Origin of the sequence: Canibacter zhuwentaonis (assembly GCF_018531145.1) — a bacterium.
Lineage (GTDB): Bacteria > Actinomycetota > Actinomycetes > Actinomycetales > Microbacteriaceae > Canibacter > Canibacter zhuwentaonis.
The window spans coordinates 1-23,719 of the sequence record NZ_JAHDSZ010000006.1 but is presented as its reverse complement, the minus strand read 5'-3'; the positions used below and the strand labels follow the sequence as shown (position 1 = coordinate 23,719).

General features: G+C 53.8%; 18 protein-coding genes. 5 read left to right on the top strand and 13 right to left on the bottom strand.

Going from position 1 to position 23,719, the window contains the following annotated elements; translation table 11 throughout:
* Nucleotides 1-159: 159 nt before the first annotated feature.
* From KJY78_RS04420 to KJY78_RS04400, 5 genes are all read right to left on the bottom strand, one after another.
* Complete coding sequence (locus KJY78_RS04420) at nucleotides 160-1,548, bottom strand: SpaH/EbpB family LPXTG-anchored major pilin (protein WP_214337407.1); 1,389 nt, start codon at nucleotides 1,546-1,548, stop codon at nucleotides 160-162.
* Between the two features lie 270 nt (nucleotides 1,549-1,818).
* Nucleotides 1,819-3,228, bottom strand: a complete 1,410-nt coding sequence (locus tag KJY78_RS04415) for a SpaH/EbpB family LPXTG-anchored major pilin (protein WP_214337406.1) — start codon at nucleotides 3,226-3,228, stop codon at nucleotides 1,819-1,821.
* Between the two features lie 322 nt (nucleotides 3,229-3,550).
* The gene (gene groL / locus KJY78_RS04410) at nucleotides 3,551-5,170 is read right to left on the bottom strand and encodes a chaperonin GroEL (protein WP_214337405.1); all 1,620 of its coding nucleotides are present in this window, start codon (nucleotides 5,168-5,170) and stop codon (nucleotides 3,551-3,553) included.
* A gap of 263 nt (nucleotides 5,171-5,433) precedes the next feature.
* Nucleotides 5,434-6,057, bottom strand: coding sequence for a LytR C-terminal domain-containing protein (locus tag KJY78_RS04405; protein WP_214337404.1), 624 nt, complete (start codon nucleotides 6,055-6,057; stop codon nucleotides 5,434-5,436).
* Between the two features lie 18 nt (nucleotides 6,058-6,075).
* Entirely contained in the window at nucleotides 6,076-7,161 is a 1,086-nt protein-coding gene (locus KJY78_RS04400; RefSeq protein ID WP_214337403.1) for a heme/hemin ABC transporter substrate-binding protein, read from the bottom strand.
* Nucleotides 7,162-7,330: 169 nt separating this feature from the next.
* Between KJY78_RS04400 and KJY78_RS04395 the strand changes: the two genes are divergently transcribed.
* Nucleotides 7,331-8,395, top strand: a complete 1,065-nt coding sequence (locus KJY78_RS04395) for a FecCD family ABC transporter permease (RefSeq protein ID WP_214337402.1) — start codon at nucleotides 7,331-7,333, stop codon at nucleotides 8,393-8,395.
* Nucleotides 8,395-9,207, top strand: a complete 813-nt coding sequence (locus KJY78_RS04390; protein ID WP_250544181.1) for a heme ABC transporter ATP-binding protein — start codon at nucleotides 8,395-8,397, stop codon at nucleotides 9,205-9,207. The genes KJY78_RS04395 and KJY78_RS04390 overlap by 1 nt, the downstream gene beginning before the upstream one ends.
* A gap of 193 nt (nucleotides 9,208-9,400) precedes the next feature.
* Here KJY78_RS04390 and KJY78_RS04385 read toward each other — a convergent pair whose 3' ends face one another.
* Together KJY78_RS04385 and KJY78_RS04380 are read right to left on the bottom strand one after the other, a co-directional pair.
* Nucleotides 9,401-10,363, bottom strand: coding sequence for an HtaA domain-containing protein (locus KJY78_RS04385; protein ID WP_214337400.1), 963 nt, complete (start codon nucleotides 10,361-10,363; stop codon nucleotides 9,401-9,403).
* 83 nt (nucleotides 10,364-10,446) lie between these two features.
* On the bottom strand, nucleotides 10,447-12,693 hold the full coding sequence (locus tag KJY78_RS04380; RefSeq protein ID WP_214337399.1) for an HtaA domain-containing protein: 2,247 nt from the start codon (nucleotides 12,691-12,693) through the stop codon (nucleotides 10,447-10,449).
* Between the two features lie 161 nt (nucleotides 12,694-12,854).
* Here KJY78_RS04380 and msrB point away from each other — a divergent pair, with 161 nt between their 5' ends.
* On the top strand, nucleotides 12,855-13,316 hold the full coding sequence (gene msrB, locus KJY78_RS04375; protein ID WP_214337398.1) for a peptide-methionine (R)-S-oxide reductase MsrB: 462 nt from the start codon (nucleotides 12,855-12,857) through the stop codon (nucleotides 13,314-13,316).
* Between the two features lie 167 nt (nucleotides 13,317-13,483).
* Here msrB and resB read toward each other — a convergent pair whose 3' ends face one another.
* Genes resB through KJY78_RS04355 form a run of 4 tightly spaced genes read right to left on the bottom strand, consistent with a single transcriptional unit; the run spans nucleotide 13,484 to nucleotide 17,373 of the window.
* A complete protein-coding gene (gene resB / locus KJY78_RS04370; RefSeq protein ID WP_250544180.1) occupies nucleotides 13,484-15,187 on the bottom strand; it encodes a cytochrome c biogenesis protein ResB in 1,704 nt (567 codons plus the stop codon).
* Between the two features lie 17 nt (nucleotides 15,188-15,204).
* Nucleotides 15,205-16,089, bottom strand: coding sequence for a cytochrome c biogenesis CcdA family protein (locus KJY78_RS06730; RefSeq protein WP_284675999.1), 885 nt, complete (start codon nucleotides 16,087-16,089; stop codon nucleotides 15,205-15,207).
* A 16-nt stretch (nucleotides 16,090-16,105) separates the two neighbouring features.
* Nucleotides 16,106-16,702: a TlpA family protein disulfide reductase gene (locus KJY78_RS04360; RefSeq protein WP_214337397.1), complete on the bottom strand. Its 597-nt coding sequence runs from the start codon at nucleotides 16,700-16,702 to the stop codon at nucleotides 16,106-16,108.
* Nucleotides 16,702-17,373, bottom strand: coding sequence for a histidine phosphatase family protein (locus tag KJY78_RS04355; RefSeq protein ID WP_348771194.1), 672 nt, complete (start codon nucleotides 17,371-17,373; stop codon nucleotides 16,702-16,704). The genes KJY78_RS04360 and KJY78_RS04355 overlap by 1 nt, the downstream gene beginning before the upstream one ends.
* 453 nt (nucleotides 17,374-17,826) lie before the next feature.
* Here KJY78_RS04355 and aspS point away from each other — a divergent pair, with 453 nt between their 5' ends.
* A complete protein-coding gene (gene aspS / locus KJY78_RS04350) occupies nucleotides 17,827-19,173 on the top strand; it encodes an aspartate--tRNA(Asn) ligase (RefSeq protein ID WP_214337396.1) in 1,347 nt (448 codons plus the stop codon).
* Nucleotides 19,174-19,494: 321 nt separating this feature from the next.
* Here aspS and KJY78_RS04345 read toward each other — a convergent pair whose 3' ends face one another.
* Nucleotides 19,495-22,083, bottom strand: a complete 2,589-nt coding sequence (locus tag KJY78_RS04345; RefSeq protein WP_214337395.1) for an alpha/beta fold hydrolase — start codon at nucleotides 22,081-22,083, stop codon at nucleotides 19,495-19,497.
* 346 nt (nucleotides 22,084-22,429) lie between these two features.
* Nucleotides 22,430-22,882: a hypothetical protein gene (locus KJY78_RS04340; protein ID WP_214337394.1), complete on the bottom strand. Its 453-nt coding sequence runs from the start codon at nucleotides 22,880-22,882 to the stop codon at nucleotides 22,430-22,432.
* Between the two features lie 270 nt (nucleotides 22,883-23,152).
* Between KJY78_RS04340 and KJY78_RS06575 the strand changes: the two genes are divergently transcribed.
* The gene (locus KJY78_RS06575; RefSeq protein WP_214337393.1) at nucleotides 23,153-23,287 is read left to right on the top strand and encodes an LPXTG cell wall anchor domain-containing protein; all 135 of its coding nucleotides are present in this window, start codon (nucleotides 23,153-23,155) and stop codon (nucleotides 23,285-23,287) included.
* The last annotated feature ends 432 nt before the right edge of the window (nucleotides 23,288-23,719 follow it).

Here is a 23,719-nt window from a genome sequence, read left to right as displayed (position 1 = left end):
AGGTTACCCCCCCCCCCCCGGAAAAGTCAAATCATAGATTCAATTAAGAACTGATCAAAAACAAAAAGTGGGTGCTGTGTGAACCTAATCACACAGCACCCACCCGCTTTTTTGGTTAAACCTATTAGCGAGAATAGGAAGCTTATTTATGTCGCAGAGCTATTTGCTTGCAACAAGCGCACGCTTACGACGCACAGCAACAACAGCTACCAAACCAGCCACCACAAGCGCTCCGCCAGCAACAAGTAGAATTACCTGACTTTGAGCACCGGTCAAGGGAAGAACGGGAACAGTAGCTTTGCTGTTATAAACAGTTGCAAGAACAGGGTTGTTCTCAGGGTTAGCGGTTGTGATGCTAACAGGGATGCATTCAGTGTTAAGCGTGTACCCAACCGGAGCTGTAACCTGCTTTACGCTATAATCTCCCGCTTTCAAAGCAACTGGTTTAGCCAACTTACCATTATCGCCAGCGGTTAGGTTTCCCAGCCCGTCGATTTTATTTCCTGCTTCACAAGTATTGCCACTGTAAACCTCAAATACGCCACCAGATATTGCGTCAGCGGTTCCTTCAACAAGGTTATGAACGTCAAGATGTCCGATAATAAGAACAGGGGCTGCCGGATCATCCATTGGAGGAGTTTGATCTGTAGTGCCACTACCGTCGGTTGCTCTAACGGTTACCGAAGCAACGTTCTTAATCTCGCCCGCCGCTTCGATTGTAGTTTCAAACTCAAATGTAACAATTTGACCTGACATAAGAGTGCTTGGATCCTCAACCTCTGCTGAAACTTCCTGACCAGCTATAGCCACAGTGAAATTAACTGCCATGAGTGCGTCTTCGGGTCCAGCTTTTACAACCATCGAGTTGTCAACATACTTCAGGTTGGTAACGAGATTATCGCGGAAGCTAACCTCGTTGAACATTGCGCCCGCTTTAAGGTCAGGAAGTTTCTGTGTAACAGTCCATTTTACTTTGTCGCCAACCTTTGTGGCGGTAGTAGAATCCAGCTGCTTAGTTGGCTTTTCAGTCACCGAGTTTTTTGGGTACACATGCACTTCATAGTTCCAATCGCCGTTACCGTTTGGATGCGGCACGGTAACAATAAACGGCGATGCTTTAATTACACCGGCAGGAGCCTGAGTTTCTGTAACCAGGTAAGCGCCAACTTCGAGATTACTAAATGTAGCGTCACCGTTGGCGTCAGTTGTCTCATTAGTTGCGTTGCCAGTTAGCATACCCGCAGCAGCAGTTGCGGTTAGAGCTCCGATATTTTGCCATCCCGCGCTGGTTGTAAGATCCACATTAATTTTCTGTACCGAAAATGTTACGCCCTCAATTGCCCTTGAAGCAAGAGGCGTGGTCACAGGTTTACCCGTTCCGGCTGCACCAGCAGTACCATCCTGCTGGTGTTTATGTATCACAATCGAGCCTTGCCGGTTTTTATCGATGTCGCCGGGCGCAGCAGCGTTAGCTGGCTGCGTGAGAATCAGCCCGCCAGCAACCAAGGCAGGCAATGCGACAATGGCCGCAAATTTTTTAAGATTCATACGATCTCCTAAAATAATCAAAAACAGTAGCAAGCAACAGCAAAACACCAACAAACCCGCACAGGAGCAGATTAATAAATTAGGTTACCCCCCCCCCCCCCGCAAAAGTCAAATCTTAAAATGCAGCTAGGAAAGGAAAAGGCAATGGGATTAGAAGATAAATATAGGACAGAATACAAAAAGTGGGCACCGCGTGAACCTAATCACACAACACCCACCCGCTTTTTGGGTTCAACCTATTACGAAAAATAAGACATCTATTTGTGCAAACTACTTACTTGCAACAAGCGCACGCTTACAACGCACAGCAACAACAGCTACAAGGCCCACAAGAACCAGCACTCCACCAACAGCCAGCAGAATTACCTGACCTTGCGCACCGGTCAAAGGAAGAGCGGGAACAGTGGCTTTACTGTTGTAAACAGTTGCAAAAACAGGGTCATCCGCAGCGTTCGCGGTTGTAACCGCAACTGGAATGCATCCGTTATTGAGCACGTATCCAACCGGTGCCATAACCTGTTTTACTCCGTACTTGCCCTCTTTAAGAGCGATAGCAGCAGCTAATTTTCCGTTGTCGCCAGCGGTTAGGTCTCCCAGCCCGTCGATTTTACCGCCTGCGCAGTCTTCGCCTTTATAAACCTCGAAAACACCACCGGATAACGCAACAGGGCCACCGGGCGCGTTATCACTATCGGCAACATAGTTCTGAATGTTTATATGACCGATAATTACGGTTGGAACAGTGGGATCATCTACCGGAGTAGTGCCATCTGTAGAGCTGCCACCGTTGGTTGTTTCAACAGTTGTCGAAGCAACGTTCTTAATCGCGCCCGCCGTTGCAATCATAGTTTGGAACTCATAAGTAACTTTCTGACCTGATCGCAGATTACCAGGATTATCAACCTCAGCTGTAATAGTTTGACCAGCTACAATATCTGTGAAATCAACACCCTGACCATCAACTTTTACGACAAGGGATCCATCAACAAACCGGAGATTGTTAACTAGGGTATCACTAAAGCTAACTTTGCTAAACTCTACGCCCGCTGGAAGCTCAGGAAGCGTCTGAGTTACAGTCCACTTTACATTGTCTCCGATCTTTGTCGCGGTAGTATCATCCAACTCTTTAACCGGTTTTTTACTCACCGAGTTTTTTGGGTAAACGTGAACGTTATAGTTCCAGCCACCGTCAGCGCCATTTGGGTTTGGCACAGTTACAATAAACGGATTTACAGCTTTAAGAGCGCCCGCAGGCGTCTGAGTCTCAGTAACTAGATAAGCACCAACTGCCAGACCTGAAAAAGTAGCTATACCATCTGCGCCAGTGGTCATGGTCACAGGCGCACCCTCTAGCGCGGGATTGACTCCGGCGTTGAGCATAGTCGCAACGTTATTAACATTTTCCCAACCTTCGCGAGTTGTAAGATCAACGCCACTAATTTTTTGTACGCTAAACATCGCGCCCTGAAGTGGTTTCTCAGGAGCAACGGGCTTTTGCTGACCGTCACCAGCAACACCTTTAGTCCCAGAGGGTTCTTCATGCTTGTGCACGGTAATTGAGCCTGTAGCGCCCGGGTTAATGTCACCGGGCGCAGCAGCGTTAGCTGGCTGCGTGAGAATCAGCCCGCCAGCAACCAAGGCAGGCAATGCGACAATGGCCGCAAATTTTTTAAGATTCATACGATCTCCTAAAATAATCAAAAACAGTAGCAAGCAACAGCAAAACACCAACAAACCCGCACAGGAGCAGATTAATAGATTAGGTTACCCCCCCCCCCCCCGCAAAAGTCAAATCCAAATAACCTCGCACACACAAACGCCCCGCAGGCGCGCGAAAACGCACTACAGACGCACTCGGCTACATTGTGCACCAAACGCTCCATAAACACCATCTAGACACACTCTCAGCCGAGCACAGCGCCACAAAACACCCCGCAAACGCGCAAAAGAACCCGTGGGAAGTATCCCACGGGTTCTAAAGCCCCCTCTAAGTTCTAGTTACCTAGAAATCCATTCCGGCGCCAGGATCAGCAGGAGCTGCGCTAGCAGGCTCTGGCTTCTCAGCAACAACCGCCTCTGTGGTCAAGAACAGACCCGCAATTGACGCGGCGTTCTGCAGCGCCGAGCGTGTCACCTTAGCCGGGTCAAGAATACCTTGCTCAACAAGGTTGCCATACTCGCCCGTTGCCGCGTTAAGCCCAAAGCCCTGCTCGAGCTGCGCAACACGATCCACAACAACACCTGGCTCAAGCCCCGCGTTCTGCGCAATCTGACGCAGCGGCGCTTCAACAGCGGTAAACACGATCCGCGCACCAACCGCCTCGTCACCTTCGAAGCTGGTGCTCTCATACACAGCACGCCCCGCCTGAATCAACGACACACCGCCGCCCGGCAGCACGCCCTCTTCAACAGCCGCTTTCGCATTGCGAATAGCGTCTTCAATGCGGTGCTTGCGCTCTTTCAGCTCAACCTCGGTTGCAGCACCAGCTTTGATAACAGCAACACCACCGGCAAGTTTTGCAAGCCGCTCCTGCAGCTTCTCGCGATCATACTCGCTATCGGTGTTTTCAAGCTCGCGGCGGATCTGTGACACGCGACCGTCAATCGCTTCCTGCTCACCGCCACCCTGCACAATTGTGGTCTCATCTTTAGTGATAATCACCTTGCGCGCGGTGCCGAGCAGGTCGAGCGTTGCGCTCTCAAGCTTCAAGCCAACCTCTTCAGAGATCACCTGACCGCCCGTAAGCACTGCGATATCTTGCAGCATAGCTTTGCGGCGATCGCCAAAACCGGGAGCTTTAACAGCAACCGACTTGAAAATACCGCGAATCTTGTTCAGCACAAGAGTTGCGAGCGCTTCGCCCTCAACATCTTCGGCAATCAAAACAAGCTGTTTGCCGGACTGCATAACCTGCTCAACAACCTGCACAAGATCTTTAATATTAGAAACCTTGCCATTAACAATCAAAATGTAAGGATCTTCAAAAACCACCTCTTGACGATCTGCGTCGGTCACAAAGTACGCCGACAAGAAACCCTTGTCAAAGCGCATACCCTCGGTAAGCTCAAGCTCTGTGCCAAAAGTATTTGACTCTTCAACCGTCACAACACCCTCTTTGCCAACCTTGTCGATTGCCTCAGCGATTAGGCGACCAATCTCAGGATCCGCCGCAGAAATTGAAGCGGTGGCCGCAATCTGCTCGATTGTTTCGATCTCTTTAGCATCGCTCAACAGCTGCTTGTTGATAGCAGCAACAGCCTTTTCAATGCCGCGCTTAATCGCGATCGGGTCACTTCCCGCAGCAACGTTACGCAGACCTTCACGCACAAGCGCCTGAGCCAGCACGGTTGCTGTTGTTGTTCCATCGCCCGCAACATCATCGGTTTTCTTAGCTACCTCTTTCACAAGCTCCGCGCCGATTTTTTCATACGGATCGTCAAGCTCGATCTCTTTAGCAATGGAAACGCCGTCATTGGTAATAATAGGGGCGCCCCACTTCTTCTCTAGCACAACGTTGCGACCGCGCGGGCCGAGCGTCACTTTAACCGCGTCGGCAAGCGTATTAAGACCCCGCTCAAGACCGCGGCGTGCTTCTTCATCAAACGCAATTATCTTTGACATTTAACTGTACCTTTCTGCTAATTAATAGTTTTTCACTCGGGTTATAAAAATTCCAGAGCGGTTAGCACTCTGGAATTGTGAGTGCTAACATCAATTCTGGCACTCTCCACCTGAGAGTGCCATCAAAGCGGATCGGTTATGTGCTAATTCACAGCTAGCGCTTGCACCAGGCGCGGTTTTCTAAGGCAGGATCACTGAACGCAACCCCGTCAAACAAGCGCTCACCGCACAGTCCCGCCACGCAAGCTGGCAAAGTAAGCTCGCTAAGGCGCAGCGCGCTCAGGAGCACCCGGTCCTGCATAGCCACCTTCCAAAACAACCACCAAATCAGCACCATAACTGGCATAATCACGACTCTCAACAACCTCAAGCCCGCCTAGCTCGCGCGCCAAAGCGCGAGCCGCTTCAGCGTGCTCAGGTAGCACATGATACACCCGAGACACCTCGTCAGATCCGCGCTCTGCGTTACCAACAACACCAATCATGCCCAGCGAATTTTCTTTAACGTGATTAGCCACGCTCCGCGCAAGCCCGGCAACCTGCGAGGCATTCACAACCGCAACCGAACGATTCGGGTCTACCTTATCGGCAAGCTCTGGTGCTGCGGGCGGCGTCTCAGGCTCGGGCGTAGCAGGTTTCTGCGCCTCAATGCGGTCAAAAGTGCGCACCGCAGCGTCAGAAAAAACAGTTTTCTCAGCGCCCTGTATACTGATAAAAACGATTCCAGCGGAGGCGAAAACAACCGTCATCACGAGCACCGCGAGCACCCAGCGCCCGGTGTAGCGAGTTTTAGGCGCGGCACGGTGAGCACCTAATCTGGCACCCTTAACACCGCCAATTGGCATCTCATCAAAACGATCGCTGCTAATTTTTGAGTTTTCTGCCATATCTCCAATATTAGCCGACTACTTGGTAGCTTTTGACGCGGGCAAAGACTCGGGTGCGTAAAACGCGCGTGCCAGCCCGTCAAGCACCTGCGGCACTCGCACCGCGCTCGTGAACAGCGCCGTATCCGGCACATCAATTACGCGCCGATTCTTCCCGGCAGTTGTTAGCGCGGTTGCGGGGTGCGTTGTGAGCATCCCATCAACACCGCCCACGCTTGCAAGCCCCTTTGTCATCACAACCAGCACTTGCGGATCCGCAGAAACAAGCGCCTCATCGTTCATCGGGCGCTGCCCCTGCCAGCCGATTTGTTTAGCAACATCTTTCACACCCAGCGACGCAAACAGCGCGTCAATGCCACTGCCCTCCCCAAACAGGTAAAAAATACCAGCGCCGCGCATATACAGAAAAGCGGCGCTTGGAATCTTGCCCTCATCATTCGGGCGCAGCCGCGCAATCTCGGCTTCTTTAGCTGTAATCGCCGCGCGGGCTCTTGAAATCACCTGCTCCGCCAGCTCTGGCACGCCGAGCGCAGCAGCCACCTGTTCCGCCTGCTTGTAGCTCTCTTCATAGCTTGCTGCCGGATCAACATACACCACCGCAACCCCGGCATCCGCCAGCTGCGCGATCACATCAGCTGGGCCAACGGTGCCATCTGTTATCACGAGGGTTGGGTTGAGCGACAGCACCGACTCGGCATCAACGCTATGCCCGCCCCTTGTAACAACGGGAATCTGCTCGTCACGACCTGGGATGCTGGTTGAAATATCGCGCCCCACAATGTTATTGGCGAAGCCGTACGCCTGCACGTAATCGGCAACCGCGCCGGTGAGTGAGAGCGGTACGATCCGCTCAACGCTCTTAACTATTACCTCTGCGTTGCCCGTGCGTGGCACCGACAACACCTTGGCGGGCAGTTGAGGCTGCGGGTTTTTGGTTATCGGCTCAATTGCAGAGTGCGCGGCGGGCACACTCGTTGGACCGCTAAGCGCTGCCGGGTTTGCTGCCGCGGCAATCTCAGCAAGCGGAGGTAACCCCGCAGCTTCGCCAGCGGATGCTCCATGCCCACCCTGAGCACAGCCCGCGAGCAATAGCGTAATGGCCATAAAAACGCACGCTACGCGAGCGCGCCCGTACAATTTTTTAGTTACACTCACAAATACCCTATCTCTTAGCAGTGCCGATTATAACCTACTAGCCACCTGGCAAATAGATTCTACCCAGTCAGCCTACCCTAAGAATCAACAGATGGATAGGGTAAACTGATAGCTAACCATGACAGCAGAGATTTCGCCCGGCAGACCCAAAGTCATGCTCACAAGCATACTCGCGGGTGTTTTGATTGTGCTGCTAATTGGAGCGTTCGCGCTCTCGGTGCTAAACGGGCAACTCGCAATAACACCGCACAGTGTGCTTGATATTCTACTCGAGAAAATCGGCGTTAATCTTGATGGTGAGCCGGCCGATCTGCGGTTGTATAACACGCTCTGGTCTATCCGCTTTCCGCGCGTTGTGCTCGCCGCAATTGTTGGCGCGGCTCTCGCGCTGGCAGGGCTTTTAATGCAGGCGATTTTTGGTAATCCACTAGCCGAGCCGAGCATCGTTGGTGTCAGTAGCGGCGCAGCACTAGGGGCTGGTTTTACTATAGTTTTTGGGGTCACAATTTTTGGTATCTGGACTATCGCCGCTGCCGCCGCAATAACCGGGCTTATTGCAACCCTCGTGGTGTATTTTATGAGCCGCGCGAGCGGACGCACCGAGGTTGTAACGCTCGTACTCACGGGAATTGCGGTAAACGCAGTGTGCGGCGCGGGAATTGCCCTGCTCACATACCTGGGCGACACCAGCGCTCGCGAGCAGCTTGTGTTTTGGCAGCTGGGTTCAATTTCAGGCGCGCGCTGGAGCCAGGTTACAATCGTCACAATTGCCCTTATATGCGCGATTTTTTACAGTTTTCACATCTCGCGCAGGCTCGATCTACTCTCGCTCGGTGAGCGCAACGCGAGGCATCTCGGGGTGCAAGTTGAAACACTGCGCATCAGCGTAATCATTATAGTTGCCGTAATCGTCGGCGCGGCGGTTGCGTTCACCGGCATTATCGCATTTGTGGGGCTTGTGATTCCGCACCTAATGCGCATGATTCTTGGTCCTGCGCACCTGCCACTTGTTATTACCAGCGCGCTCGGCGGCGCGCTGCTCTTGACCCTTGCCGATCTGGGCAGCCGCACAATAATGCCGCTCACAGAGCTACCAATCGGTATGCTCACAAGCTTGCTCGGCGGTCCATTCTTCTTCTGGATGTTGCGCAAAACAAGAAAACAGGCTGGCGGATGGGGTTAATGCCAAAAAAGCAAGTGCTTTTACCAGCACCGCTCGAAATTCAAGAAAGCGTTATCGAAGCGAACCATCTGCGCGTTGAGCGCGGCGGTAAAACCCTGCTAAAAGACATCACGATCGATTTACGCGCCGGTGAGGTTTTAGCACTGCTCGGCCCTAACGGAGCTGGCAAGTCGACGCTGCTCTCAGCGCTCGCGGGCGAATACGAGCCTGACGGCGGCAATGTGTCAATGCTCGGCACCCCGCTGCGCAGCTGGAATCTCCGCGAAATGAGCCGCCAACGCAGTGTTATGCTGCAGGAGCATCAGCTTTCTTTTCCATTCACCACAATTGAGGTTGTGGAAATGGGGCGTGCCCCGTGGCAGGGAACTACGGCGGACACCAATGATGAGATGATTATCCGCGATTCAATGCAGCTTGCCGAGGTGCAGCATCTCGCGGAGCGCAGAGTGCCGTCGCTCTCTGGTGGCGAGCGCGCGCGCGTTAGTTTTGCCCGCACTCTAGCAACCCGCACCGGTGTTGTGATGCTCGACGAACCCACTGCGGCTCTTGATTTGAAACATCAGGAGGCGCTGCTACAAACAGTGAGCGACCTTGCCGCGCACGGTATGGCGGTGCTTGTTGTGCTGCACGATCTCAACCTTGCCGCCTATTATGCAACGCGCATCGCGCTGCTGCGTGACGGGCTGCTGTGGGCTGTTGGCGAACCGCAGCAGGTGCTCACAGCGGATATTATCAGCAAGGTGTACAACACCCCCGTTGAGGTAGTGCCCAACCCTGTTACGGGCGAACCGCTCGTGCTGCCTATTCGCTAGCGCCCAGCCGCGTAGAACTGCTCGGCAGCGGTGGCTTTTAGCGTGTGCCCGCGCAGGTTAGCGTTATCAAACGGCTCGCGCTTGTTTTATAGTGCCTGACCGTGCGGACACGCACTCGAGACAACCCTCGTAGCCCAATCGCACACGAGCACACACTCGAAATCGCCCCCGCAATTATCGATTGCGGCGGTGCTTATTCGCCAGCGGATGTTTCTGCCGGTTTTTTACGGCTTAAGAGCACGCCCGCAGAGACACCGATAATAAGCAGCGCAACGCCGCCTATTGCAATTGGCGTCCACGGCATCTCAGCGCTCGCGGTGTCTTTTGCCTCGGTTGTGGCTGGCTGCTGCGCTTTTTCTGGTGTTGCGGTCGCTGGCGCAGCCTCACCAATGAGAGATTTACCGCAACCGGCAACCACTGCGGTCATGTTCAGCGGGTCCAGCGCCTCACCGGCTGTGTAAAAACCACCAAACCCGGCAGCGCCCGCCTCTGTTAGAGTAACCTTGGCCTGCTCCAACACCAGGGTGTCAGCCTCCGCTTTTAGTGCGCCGCGCAAGTCAATTGCGGCGAGTTTAATTTGCTCAATATCAACCGCAACCTTGCCCTCGGTGTCGTTTGAACGCAAATCAGCGTAGAGCACACCCTCCTCCGCGTTCAGAATCTCAACCGTCGGGTTGGAAATTGTTAAATCAAGCACACCATCATGCCCGGTAAAGTGCACTTTACCGGGGAACTTCGCTTCGGCATTACCGTCTGTTACCGTGCCCGATCCGTTACTGAAAATAAAGTTTGGTGTTTGATAGTCGGCACCCTCGGAGGTGTTCCACTCGCCGTTTGCGATACTGCCCGAGATGTAAGAGCGGAAACTCTCGCGCACGCCCCACTTAATAACCCCGCCGGAAATTGCGCACTCGGTTTGCCTGGCATAGACGCCGACCTCTGCTGAGCGCACATTGGTGGCGGATGCTCCCGTCCGCGCCGCAGCCGCACCAGAGCCGTCGGATACACCCGCCATAACGAATATGCCAGCACCGGCAACTGTAGTGGCAGGCACAACACCTCCCGGACGCTGCAGGGAATCAGCGCTCGCGGGCGCAACTCCCAGCGCACCAGCCAGCACAACCGCGGTAACAGCTAAACAGTTTCTAATTCGCATAACTCTCCTCCAATAAGTTTTGTCGCGCACTCACACGCGCGTTCACACGCTCTCTTACACGCGCGCTGGCGTTCACGCACACGCTATTTTAAGCGCCTTGCCGCCGCAACAGCGGTAACCGCCGCGCCTACAACAAGCACCCCGGCAGCAAGCCACAGCCACAGTTCGTAACTAGTCTGCGCGGGCTCATCTTCGGCAGCCTCCTGAGCGTTATAAACAGTTGTTTGCTGCTTTTTCGCCTCGGGCTTTTGCTTAGCCTGCTCGGCAGCCTTAGCGAGCGCCTCTTTCTGCTTAGCCTCACTGGCTGCCTGTCGCTTAGCGGCAGGGTCATAGCTGCTACCGCCCGTACCGCAACCAGCAGGCGTGCCGTTATCGCCAACTGTAAAGCTAAGGGTTTGATCAAAGCGTATCCGCTGCTTGCTATCAAAATCGCTCTTCAAAAACGCATTCGCCCCAGAACCCTGCACAAAATGAGCATTCTGCCAGGTGATTTTATTACCGGACCTGATTTTTTTAACGCCGTTTAAATCAATTAACCCCCAGAAAGTATCGTTCACATAAAGCTCAGCTTCACGCTGATTTAGCACCTTAATCACGGGGTTGACCAGGCTCTGGTTCAGCCGCCCGTGATGCGCCCAGAAGTTTATAATTCCGCTGTAAGCGACCGTGCCGGTTTCAGAATTAAAATCAAAATCACGGCTCGACTGCGGGAACACATACTCGCCCACGCTGCCGCAAACACCCCGGGCAGTAACGCGCCCACCGGTGTTTACAAGGGTTGCGCGCCCGGCAACATACCCCTCACCAACGTATCGCGCAAACGAGGTTGAGGTGCCCCACACCAGCGAGCCGGCGTTCTGGCTTACCGCGTCCGCTCCCGCCGCAGGCTTTGGCAGCTCCGCATCTGTTGGAGCTGTGCCCGTGGGGGCGGTTATTTTCGTGTCCGGCACGGGAGCCGCAGCTGCTATTGCAGCAGAGCCCACAACAAAGGTGAGATCCTGCAGCTTTTCGCCGACCGGATAAAAGCTTTGGAAGAAAACTTTCGCGCCGTCACTCGTGAGCTTGGCAGCAACTCCCGTGTACGTCACAGTGCCCGCCGCGCTATCGATAGTTTTTTTAGCGGATGCCAAATCAAGCTCAGCAACATTGAGCCGCTCGTCATAGTTCACAACTGACAGCACCGCGATTTTACCATCGCGCGAGGTGATCCGCGGATTCACAAGTGACACATCGAGCGCATAAGCTTCAGGATTTGCGGTACCGACACCCTGGTGACCCTTAAAATTAACCACTCCGGCATACTCAACCGCGCCGGTGCTAGCTACCGCATCCCATTTTGTGTTAGGAGCCTGCGTGAATCGGTACAGCTCTTCGTGCCGACCCGCACCAATACTAATGCGCGTGGCATGCTCGCCATCAACGGTCGCAAAACCGTGAGCTGGACCCTCATAAAGATAGTATCTGAAAGTCTCGCGCACGCCCCACGTTAAAGAGCCCACGGCGGCTTTGCCGGTAAATCCTGGCACACCGGCGGGGTTTGAGTTACCATCGGTAGCTGGCGGATCAGCTGGCGCGGCAGGCTGTTGCCCCGCGCTATCATCCGAACCGTCCGGCGGTGCTGGTGTCGGTGTTGACCCAGGCTGTGCCGGATGCAGCCCGGCAGCATCAACCGTAACCGCGTTGCCCACTGAGAAAGTGAGCGCGGCAAGTTCGTGCCCGGGTCGGTGCTTGCCCGCAAAAAACGCGGCAGCCTCAGCATTCGCCGCAACTTGCGCGGGCACACTAGCAAAAACGATAACACCATTCGCTAAAACCTTAGGTTTTGCTGCGGCAAGGTCTAGCTCCGCTATCGTGACGCGCTTTTCAGCTCCGCTCGCATCGCGCGCACCGAGCGCCGTGAGCACGGCTTTTTTACCATCCGCAGAAATTATTCGCGGATCCCTAACTGCAACGCTGCTCACAGGCTTTGTGCCGCTGTGCAAAAGCGCGCTACCGTAATAGTGCACCTCGCCGATGTTGTTGGCAGGATTCCAAACGCCCCCGGAAACCTGCGTGAAACTTATTTGCTTAACAGCTCCTGCGCCCTGCAGTGTCGCGTATTTACCATCCACCACTATCCCGCCGCCGGTGGTCTGGAACTCTCGCTGCAGGCTCTCCGAAACCAGCCACTCCAGCTGCCCTGCGGGTCTTGCGCCAGCTGTGATCGTAGCAGTGGTTGCGGCATTTTGCGCCAATGCTGGATGCGCCAGCAGCGTGGACGCGCCAACAAGCAAAAACGCGAGCAGCACAGCTTCGAGTTTGCCACGTAACCTGTGGAAATTTAGCCGCATAAAAAATAAACCTAACTACCGCGAGCAAAAAACTTACCCTTCTATTGTGCTCTCATCAGATGTTTTATGCAAGTGTTAAATATTAAGCAGAGGATCACCAAGGTCAAAACAGCAGCTAAAATTGAACACACAAACTAATTCAACCTCAAGGAGTGACCATCGTGAGCGAAACTGGCAAAAAAGTTGAGAAAACCGACGCCGAATGGCGCGCGCAACTCAGCCCCGAAGAGTACCGCATTCTGCGCGAGGCTGGCACCGAAGCACCCGGCACGGGCAAGCTACTGCACGAGTCGCGTGACGGGCTGTACCGGTGCGCGGGGTGTAACGCCGAACTTTTCCAGAGCGGCACGAAGTTTGACTCCGGCTGCGGCTGGCCGAGCTTCTACCAGGTTGTGCGACCCGAGGCGGTTGAGCTACTAGAAGACAACTCGCTAAATCGTACCCGTACCGAAGTACGCTGCGCTGCTTGTGGATCGCACCTCGGTCACGTTTTTCCCGACGGTTTTGGCACGCCCACGGGCGACCGCTACTGCATGAACTCGGTTGCGCTGAACTTTAGCGAGAACGAGCAGGCAGCAGATCCCGCTCCCGCAAAAACCACCTCGGTTTTTAACGAGCTCTAGGTCGTTAAAAACGGCTGTGCTCCTGTGGTTTATGCTCCGGGGCAAACGCGCATAAAGGCGCGGTTTTAGTTGACGTGATGCTGCTAAGTTCACCACAGGGTGTTGCGCTGCGGTACGATTTTACCGGGTTTTCACACGACAAATCAGAGCGCGGCTACTAATCACACTTAGAAACAGTAACGGTGCTTGGCGACAAGCTGCGCAACGGCGCTCTCAAGCGTGGGATCATCACCGCGCGCAAGCCCCGCATACTGCACCGCAAGCGTGCCGTCATCACAAACCACGGTCTTAACCCACATTCTGCGACGCGGCACAAACAGCGACACCACAAGCCCGCCAATCGCAATAACAGACGAGCCCAAAACACCCACCGCGGTCGGGTCGCGCATAATTTCAAATGCTGCATATCTGGGCGCGGCCTCAAGCGTAACCGTGCCCATCTGCTGCGGCAACTGGGCGGTCTGCCCGATTTTTAGCTGCAGCGCAGGTTGATCCACTCCCCGCCCCGCGAGCTGCTGCATTTTGGCAACATCCAGAGCATATACCGATTTTGGAATGCCCTCGTTAATACCCAGATCACCAACGAAAACATCGAGCGTGAGCAGCGGATTCTCAAGGTCAGGGTATGCCGAAGTGAACGCGCCCAAAGAGGTGTCAACCTTGGTCGGGTAGAAGAACCCGCGCAGTCCCAGCTGCGTTGCAGAGCCGTCGTAACTCAGCCCGTGCGGCACCTTCACAACCCCGAGCGAGGTGAGATTTTGATCCTGCGGAATAAACAGCACGTTCTCGGCAAACACGATTTTGCCCTCAGCATCACGCACAACAATCCGCGGCGCGTAACCGTTAGCGGTCAAATACAGGTGTGTGTTATTGACGCGCAGCGGGTGATTAACGCGGATAGTCTCCTGCCGTGACGAGCCGTCGCGGTCAACAACTGTGACTTTCGCGCGATAGTCCTTAGCAAAACCGATCGAACTGCGGTCACCCTCGTCGGGGCGCACATAATCCACCTCGAACTTGTCGAGCCTGACTCGAAACGGATCGAGCGTTTGCGGATCAAAATAACGCCCAGAATTAGCCGAATCGTAATCTATTAGCGCGTTCACCATGGTTTCGCCCTCGTGCAGGGCTTTTTGCCCGTTAAACTTCACGCCGCTGCCGACGGCGACAAACACCAGCACCCCGACAAGCCCCGCGTGAAACAACAGGTTGCCCGTTTCGCGCAAGTACCCGCGTTCCGCTGCGACCGAAAGCTCGCCAAGGCTTTGCTCTGCTGCATCCGAGAGTTCGCCCGCGCAGCGCACGCCGCGACCGCGCTCGCGCACAACAACCCGATACCCCTGTTTCTTGAGCAACGATTTTGCGTGCGCAATAATTTCGCGCGCTTTCTGCTGCACTACTGCCGCGCTCGCCGCCGAGTTAGAGAGCCGCAGCTCGGTAAATCCCACCATGCGGTTAAGCCGTGACGGGGTGAGGGGCGGATCCGCCCGCAAAGCCCGCAGATGGTGCAGCGTGCGAGGCGTGATACACGCGATCAGTGAAATAAACAGCAGCAAATATATTGCCGAAAACCATACCGATGCGTAAACATCGAACGCCTGGATCGGGAATGCATCTAAAACCTTAAACAGCTCGGGGTGGTCACTGCGAAACTGCGCCACGCCGTTAGGATCCGCGCCGCGCTGAGGTACGAGCGAGCCGGGAATTGCCGCAATCGCGAGCAGCAACAACAGCACCAGAGCGACTTTCATGCTGCTCAGCCCGCGCCAGGCCCAGCGCGCCCAACCCACAAAACCCAGTGGCCGCGGCGCAGTTTCTCGGCGAGCAGCGGCCGGCGAGCCGTCGTCGTAATCGTGTGGTCTAGACATCATAAATCACCGCTCCCAGCTCATAACGCGGGCGTGAAATCGCTGATCCACGCCTGCATTGCGTAGGTTAGCTGCGTCCACAGCCCCGTTAGCATCAGCAAACCTATTAAGATTAGCAAAGCACCGCTGGCAAAGTTTATCTGTTTCAGATATTTTCGAACCCAGCGCACCGTGCTCGCCATAAACGCAAAGCCCGTCGCGACCAGCACAAACGGGACGCCGAGCCCCAGGCAGTAGCAGACGCCAAGCAGAGTGCCCCGCCCCGCCCCGCCTTCTTGCAGGCTGAGTGCTAGAATCACGCTCAGGGTCGGACCTATGCAGGGGCTCCAGCCGAGTGCGAACGCGACTCCCAAAACCGGAGCGCTAGCAATCCCCGTCGCGGGCTGCAAGTTCAATTTGCGGGTTTTTTGCAGCGGATTAATAAGCCCCACAAAAGCAAGCCCCAACAGAATTATAACCGCGCCCAAAACCCGCATTATGACGTTTTCGTAACTAATAAGCCAGGCTCCAAAAGCCGCTGAAACCGTGAAAAAACCCACAAAAACCACACTGAAACCGAGCACAAACAGCACAGCCCCCGCAAACACCCGGAGCTTCGCACGGCGCGCGGCGACCACGTTGTCTGCTGCGCGGCCCGGCGCGTTTCCCGTTATGCCACCTGTTACACTGCCCGGCGCGCTATCTGCCGCACGGTCTCCCACAGCACCCACTGTGTTGCCTATTGCGCCACTTACCGCACCACCTGCCGCGCCGCCTACTGCAAAGTAACCCGCCGATCCGCCAACATATGCCAGATAGCCCGGCACAAGCGGCAGCACGCAGGGCGAAAAGAACGAGAGCGCGCCCGCCAGGAACGCCACAAAAAGCGCCGGCAATATTGCCCCGTCTCTGATCAGCTCTTGCATTTGGGCGCTCGCGTCACTAGTTTTCTTGCAGAGTTTCTTTGATCAAGGTTTCGAGGTGAGATTTGCCCGCAATCTGCCCGACAACCCGGTGCGCAACCCGCCCCTCCTTATCAAGCACGAGCGTTGTTGGTGTCGAGTTGAGCGTCGCAATGCCCGCGAAAGCCGCCTGCACAGCTCGCCCGTTGGCAGCGTCGATAATCGACGGATACGGCACGCCAAACTCCTGCTCAAACTGTGTCGCCTGAGCCGCCTGATCACGCGTGTTAACGCCCAAAAACTTCACATTTTCAGGCTCAAACGAGTGCGCTGCGGCGGCGAAATCAGTGGCTTCCGCGCGGCAGGGGGCGCACCCTGCATACCAGAAATTAACTACCGTCACCGATCCCCTAAAATCTGCGTCGGTGAGCTCTGCGCCGTCGGCAGTTTTGCCCGCAAACTTGGCAGTTATTGTGCGCTGCTCGGCAGGAATCGACACTGTCGTGCCGTCACCGGCGACGTATCCGGTGTTGTTCTGATTAGTGATTTTGCTCAGCGACTCCTCAGCTGAGCACCCGGCAAGCCCGCACAGCACCAACACGGTGAGTATTGCACAGCTTGTGATCCGCTTTTTCATTAGACCGCCCCCGTGTCTTTACCACTGACAATCAACCCCTGCGCGGGGCTCACGTAGGCGACTTCGCGCCATCTACCATAGCGTTTTTCAAAGGTTGTGACGCTCGACAGCTCGCACCGTCGCTTGGCGGGATTGTGCGGCAACGGCAGACCGTTAAGCTTACGGTGCGCGACCCAGATCACAGCCTGGTGGCTGACCAACACAACATCGCCCGGAATCTGGCACGCCTCGACCTCTTGCAGCGCGTAATCCATGAAGCGGGTGGCTCTGCGGGCAATGCGCGCATACGGCTCGCCCCAGCTGGGCAGCAGCGGATTCCACAGCTTCGGCCACTGCGCGGGGTCTTGCAGCGCCGCCCGCACACCGCGAGTGCGCATTCCCTCGAACTTGTTTTTCGGCTCAATCAGGGCACCCGCGGAGTTTACCTCAAGCCCGAACTTTTCGGCAAACGGCTGCGCCGACTGCTGCGCACGCAACAGCGGCGAGGCGTATAGGGCACCAATTTTACGCCCGGAATCTGCCAGGTGATCTGCCGCGAGCTGCGCCATCATGTGCCCGCGCTCGCTCAGCTTAAAACCGGGTATTCTGCCGTACAGAACACCCTCGGGGTTATCTACTTCGCCGTGCCGCACCAGGTGCACAAACCGCGAGTTTTTGTTATGCTTTATCACACTATACAGCCTACGCAAGAGGGCTGAAAAAGTGCCTAATATAGCCGAGCCCGAGTTTTGCTCGGCACGCACCGCCGCGCCATCTCTGCACACACTACATTACACCGCACTGCGCCGCACTGCGCCCCGCGCAAGACCATACACCTCTGCCATCGCGCTACCTCCTTAGCCTCCTAACATCTGCACGCATCGTATGCCCACCCCGCGCAGCGCCTTCTCGAGGGACCGTACACCTCTACGTGCCATCTTTGCGCACCATTCTCTGCTCGCCATCTCTGCTCGCCATATCTGCTCGCCATCTCTGCGCGCCATCTCTACGCGCCATCTCTACGCACTATATCAGTACACGCCGCACCCTACACCAGCCAACCGCCCAACAGATCCGCCCCACTCATCCGCCCCAAACGCCCTATTTCTCGCAGTTTTCAAGCGGCTGCGTGGTAAAATTGCCAAATGATTAATCGAGTTCTTATTTCAGAATTAAGCGGTCTTGAAGCGAGCACCGTTACCGTTGCCGGCTGGGTTGAAAAAGTGCGCGACCAACGACACGTGCAGTTCGTTGTGCTACGTGACGAATCGGGGGCGGTGCAGCTTGTAAACGGCAGAGTTGTGCGCGAACTCGATAGCGAGGCGGATGCTAAAAAAACCGCTAATTTTGAGCTAACACAGGCAATTAGTGAGGTTGCAAACGGTAGCTTTGTTGTTGTTACCGGCGAGCTTGAGCATAACGAGCACGTAAAACTCGGCGGGGTTGAGATTCAAATCGCAAAGTTTGAAGTTGTTTCTGCCGCTATCCCCGAGACTCCTGTGAAACCCGACAGCGCAATCGATGTGCGGATGGATTGGCGCTTTCTCGATTTGCGGCGTCCCGAGCAAGCCTTGATTTTTAAGGTGCAAACAACTTTCGAGCACGCCCTGCGCGAAGTTTGGCTTGAGCGCGGATTTATTGAGGTGCATACTCCTAAGCTGATGGCGAGCGCATCCGAGAGCCGCGCCGAGCTGTTCAGCCTAGAATACTTTGACACAACCGCATATCTGGCGCAAAGCCCGCAGCTGTTCAAGCAGATGGCGCAGGCCGCAGGGCTTAGCGGCATTTTTGAGGTTGGCACCGCTTTCCGAGCAGACCCGTCTTTCACCTCTAGGCACGCAACCGAGTTCACGAGCATTGACTGTGAGTTTAGCTGGATTGAAACTCACGAAGATGTTATGCAATTGCACGAAGAGCTGATGGTTGCGGGTATCACTGCGGTTAAAGAAAAGCATGGCGATCAGATCGCGAAGCTCTTAGGCGTTAAGCTTGAAGTGCCGACAGCACCGTTCCCGCGTATTCCGCTAGCTGAGGCGAAGGAGATTGTGAAGTCGCGAGGCTACGAGGTGCCGCGCAGTGATGCTGATATGGATCCCGAGGGTGAACGCCAGATTTTCGCATATGTGAAAGAAAAGCACGGCCACGATTTTGTTTTCCTAACAGACTACGCAAGCTCTATTCGCCCGTTCTACCATATGCGTCACGAAGACAACGATGACCTCACTCGCAGTTATGACCTTATTTATCGGGGTGTTGAGATTTCTACCGGCGCACAGCGTGAGCATCGCATTGAGGTAATTAAGAAGCAGGCACTAGAAAAGGGCATGGATCTTGATGAAATAGATTTTTATCTGAACTTCTTTAAATACGGAGTGCCTCCTCACGGCGGTTTTGGTATGGGTCTTGCGCGCGTGCTGATGCTCATGCTGGGGCAAAGTTCTATTCGTGAAACCACTTTCTTGTTCCGCGGACCCACGCGGCTAACCCCTTAAGCTTAAAGCTAACTCTCAAATTAAAAGGTGTTGATAGTTGCTGCAACTATCGAGACCTTTTTGCAACTCCGATAATTTGCCTAAGGCGTAATGCCTTCTTCTCCGGTGGACATCTCTTTTTCAAGGCTGAAGCACTTCTTCCGCAACCGGTGACTATTTCTGCGCCCCTTTTCTGCGGGCGCACCATTGCGCGTGGCATCCGCTTTCACACAACAACATAACACACAGCGAAAGCCGGGCGGTATAGTATCCCACCCGGCTTTTACCGTTTTGATTCTATAACCTAAGCAATAGAACCTTAAGGCAACCTAACTTTAAAGGCTATGCTTTTGCTGACCTGCGGCGCGCAACTAGTACGCTACCAGCTCCGACCACCAGCAGTCCACCAGCAATCAGTAGCGGAAGCGCAATGTCGCCACCACCGGTGTTTACTAGTTTCTTGTCTTTAGCGATTTTCGCAACGTCATCTTTCTTCTCAGACGACACAGGAACTGTTACATCAGGTGCTACAACAGGAGCGTCAGTGAACAGCTCCAACGTAGCTGTTGCAGTCACCAGAGGATCGGTGATCTCACCTTCAGCTGGCGCAACTTTGAATTCAGCCGCGCCACGCTTTGAGCCCTCAGCAAGTTTAACACGGAATATTGCCACGCCGTTTACGTCAGCAACAACCGTATTGCCGCCTTCTTCAGCCGCAACGTATCCCTCAGGCAAAGCAAGGGTGTAAGCGGTGTTGCGAACAAGACCGGTAGCTAAAACCTCAGCTACACCACCCGCTGGCTGCACCTCTTTCACGGTCAGTTTAGGAACTGCACGGAAAGAATCAACCCGACACTGATTTCCCTTAACTACCCTTGAATAGATGTCTTTAGTGTCAACGTCTGTAGCTCCTGTAATATCCGTTGGAGCAATAAGGTCAACGAAATAACGGTTGGTTATTTCTTCAACGCAATCACCAGTTCCTGGATAGTACGAAGTGTGGCTGTTACCAACAGCTGACAGTACGGTAGCGCCGGTCACAGCTGCCGCAACAATACCATCCTGATAAGGGGTTGCAGAGTCGTAAGTGGTTGAGATGTAAAGGATATTAGGCATAGCCTTTAGCTCTTCACCCTGTGGCAAGGTATCTTTAACCTTGTAGTAAGTGCACCAGTCAGCTGCTGGCTCGAGACCGCGCTGTTTACCGCTGGCATCACGACCCGGATCCGTAAAAGGAGCTAGTTCGTAACGCTTCTTAGCTTCAGCAATGACTTTGGCATCGTCATGCTTAATGTCCTGACCGTTGTCGTTGCACCAGATTGTCTGAAAGGCAGAGTCATCGTAACCATAGAGACCTGTGGAGGGGTTACGCGAATAGTACGTGTCAGCAAGCAACATAATGGTGCTGCCGTCGTTGCTCTCTTTCAGCTGCTGAAGAGCTATGTTCAAGTATGACCACAGGTGCTCACCGTACATCGCAAGGATTACACCTGTAATGGTGTCGTTGAAGCTAACCGCACGTGGCTTAGCCTCTTTTGTCTGATAAGTTTTAGCACCCCAAGCTTTTTGCACGATCTTCTGATATTCTGCGAACAGCACTTTCGTGTCTGTCGAGGTACCGAGCGCACAAGGTCTGTTGTTAAAGCCTTTAACGCAGGCTTTCAAGAACTGCTCGAATGTAGCCTGGAATCCCTGAATCTGTGTAAGCTCTGATGAAAGATTCTGATCTCCAACTACGTTTTTGGTGTACTCAGAGTATTTCTTTTCAAGCTCAGGATTATTTTGAAGCGGGTTTACAACGCCGTCAAGCACTAGCGCGCGAATGTTATCAGGAAACTGCTTTGCGTAATGGTAACCAATAGAAGTACCATAAGAGTAACCCAGATAGCTGAGTTTCTTGTCTCCCACTGCTGAACGAGCAATGTCAAGGTCTTTAACAACGTTTGTTGTGCCCACGTTATTGATGAAAGTTTCGCCGCTAACATTGAAGCCCTTGCCTGTGTTCTTGTAGCACTCTTCTGTGTTGTGCTTCAAGATCTTATCGAGATCCGCTGCTTTAAGCTCATCACTGCCGCCGCGCTGTGCGTCAAAAGCAGCTGAAGATTTGCAACGAATCATCGGTAGCGAAGCTGCAACGCCACGCGGATCAAAGCCTACAATGTCAAAGCGGTCACGCAGTTCGCCAGTTGCATCAAACATAGCGACAGCGGTTGAAACGCCTGATCCGCCAGGTCCGCCAGGATCAACAAAAACCGTGCCGATCTTTTCATCAGGCTTTTTTGCTGGAACTTTCAACAGCGCAATAGCTGCGGTTGGGCCCGTAGGGTTTGAGTAGTTAACAGGCACGATCAAATATCCGCACTGGAGAGCAGCATTGTCAAACGAAGAGTCATTTGTTGGGCTGAAGCCTTTGCAGCTGCCCCAATTAACTAACTGATCGTAGTAGCTCTCAAGACCTGAAACAACTGCGCCATTAGCCTTGCCACCAGAAAGTGGCTGCCCAATCTTGTAATCGCCAGCGGTGGTTTTGTAACGCTCTGCAGCCTGTGGGATCAAGAAGCTATCGGGATCAGGCTTCTGACTAGCGAAATCAAGCGGATTAGGAACCTCCGCTTGTGCTTCCGTAAACTCTGCAGGATTTTGCTCGGTTACTGGCGCATCCTGCTCTTCCTCTTCGCTAGGCACCTGCTGTTGCACCGTGTCTTTCTGCAGCAGCTCACGAGCTGCTGCAACAAAACCTTCCGCCCCTGGCGCGTAAGCAACGTCACCACCGGCAGAAACCTGCTGCTCGAGTTGCTGCTTATTTTCTTCTTCGGTTGCAACCCCGGACTCTGCGAACGCGGCAGCGGGATTTAGAGCAGAAAGAGTAAGTGAAAGGAACGCTACTGCGCCCAAACACTTAGCTCTTTTGCCGTAAGGGGATTTTTGCATAACCCACTCCTTAAACATTAATTAGTATTAGCCTTACATATATAAGACACGTGCATTTTCAGTTACACATGCTACAAAATTAGTACAATACGCAAACAATATCAAATCTGGAATAACTCTCGAGCCTTCCAAAAGCTGTGGAATTAATCCTAATACACCCCTATGACACTAATTTTTTATCCCATAAAATCGTGGGATTTTCCGCGCAAAAACAGATTTTGCAGCCAGGCGCAACATTTGCAAATAACCCCACTGTTTCAGCCCTGATGCAGCCTCGCAACTCTGCTACAGGGTGTGTGAACTAAACAGTCCACACACCCCTTCTTAACCTATAAAACAGCCCGGTTTAACTGCCCTGTGCTTCAGCCCGTAACCGGCGACGCACCACAAGCCCAGCCACAACACCAGCCACAAGCACACCCACACCAGTTAAATACACCCAGTCAGACGCAACACCACCAGTAAACAGCAACGGCGGAGCGTTAACTAGAACACGCACAACATCCAACCCAACTAAAACACCACCAGCAGCTTGAACATTCCTCTGATTTAACACAACAGGAGTTTTATCCATCCACACCCAACCAGCAGGAGTATCACCCTTATAAACAGTCACAACACAATCACTACCCGACCATACCTGATCAGAAAACAACCTCGAAACCCGCCTACCCTGTAAATAAGCATAACCAAAATCAAAACTAAAATCTTTATTCCATCTAGGATCAGTGTTACACACAACACTTCCTGTAACACTAACAACACCCGGCATAGGAAACTCACCCACAGTCTCAAACACACGCCAACAAATAAAGAACCCCCATAACAAGAGAACACCCAAACAAACCACCCCAACAACAAAACCAGCCCCACACCAACAAACCCGCAAAGGCACAAAAAGAGCGCCCCACCCGAGCACCCCACACTCCACGCGTCACCATATGCTCACACACCAACACAAGCTCACAAACAACAGCACACGCCCGTGCGAGACGCAAACAAAAAGGATTGCGTGTTTACGTGACCCCCATTTTTTTGGGGTATTTGGTTTGTTGTGGGTGGTAAGTTTGTGGCTGTTGCACCACCGTTACCACTCACCGGTGGTGTCGCGTCCGACTGGCTGTATTTAACCGGAGCTGGCGTGCTTGCAGCTGGTGTTGCAGCCGGGCTTGTGGCACGCCGACGGTTACAGGCTCGCGTGTAACACCCCACAAGCAGAAGCAACAGGCGAGCGGGTGGGGTGGCAGCTCGGGTGTCAGCACCTATAGGCTGGCTAACACCGGCGGGTGGTGTGGTTGTTTTAGCCAGCTGCCTGTTGGGTGTTGAAGCACAGGGTTGGATTGGCTGGTTTCTAGACTATATAAGGAGAGAGCGGGCTGTTCTAGCACTCTTCCTGGAGAGTTAAACCCCATAACCTCGCCACTCTTGTACAACTGGCATGATAAACACTAAACCAGCACAAAACCACACCTTGTAAAACCCCACCATACACAGCCGCACACTGCCAGCACGCGCTACAAACCCACTCTGACAATAAGCGAGACTGTGACCCTCTTGTTTGTGACATTAAACTGCGTTCTTGAAGTGTTATTTCCCTGGTTAGCGTCTGTAAACGTCGCGCTAGTGGTTGCAGTGA

Bases quoted from the DNA above. Each gene is read 5' to 3' on its own strand.
- KJY78_RS04420 (WP_214337407.1), bottom strand. From the start codon at position 1,548: ATGAATCTTAAAAAATTTGCGGCCATTGTCGCATTGCCTGCCTTGGTT.
- KJY78_RS04415 (WP_214337406.1), bottom strand. From the start codon at position 3,228: ATGAATCTTAAAAAATTTGCGGCCATTGTCGCATTGCCTGCCTTGGTT.
- groL (WP_214337405.1), bottom strand. From the start codon at position 5,170: ATGTCAAAGATAATTGCGTTTGATGAAGAAGCACGCCGCGGTCTTGAG.
- KJY78_RS04405 (WP_214337404.1), bottom strand. From the start codon at position 6,057: ATGGCAGAAAACTCAAAAATTAGCAGCGATCGTTTTGATGAGATGCCA.
- KJY78_RS04400 (WP_214337403.1), bottom strand. From the start codon at position 7,161: ATGGCCATTACGCTATTGCTCGCGGGCTGTGCTCAGGGTGGGCATGGA.
- KJY78_RS04395 (WP_214337402.1), top strand. From the start codon at position 7,331: ATGACAGCAGAGATTTCGCCCGGCAGACCCAAAGTCATGCTCACAAGC.
- KJY78_RS04390 (WP_250544181.1), top strand. From the start codon at position 8,395: ATGCCAAAAAAGCAAGTGCTTTTACCAGCACCGCTCGAAATTCAAGAA.
- KJY78_RS04385 (WP_214337400.1), bottom strand. From the start codon at position 10,363: ATGCGAATTAGAAACTGTTTAGCTGTTACCGCGGTTGTGCTGGCTGGT.
- KJY78_RS04380 (WP_214337399.1), bottom strand. From the start codon at position 12,693: ATGCGGCTAAATTTCCACAGGTTACGTGGCAAACTCGAAGCTGTGCTG.
- resB (WP_250544180.1), bottom strand. From the start codon at position 15,187: ATGATGTCTAGACCACACGATTACGACGACGGCTCGCCGGCCGCTGCT.
- KJY78_RS06730 (WP_284675999.1), bottom strand. From the start codon at position 16,089: ATGCAAGAGCTGATCAGAGACGGGGCAATATTGCCGGCGCTTTTTGTG.
- KJY78_RS04360 (WP_214337397.1), bottom strand. From the start codon at position 16,702: ATGAAAAAGCGGATCACAAGCTGTGCAATACTCACCGTGTTGGTGCTG.
- aspS (WP_214337396.1), top strand. From the start codon at position 17,827: ATGATTAATCGAGTTCTTATTTCAGAATTAAGCGGTCTTGAAGCGAGC.
- KJY78_RS04345 (WP_214337395.1), bottom strand. From the start codon at position 22,083: ATGCAAAAATCCCCTTACGGCAAAAGAGCTAAGTGTTTGGGCGCAGTA.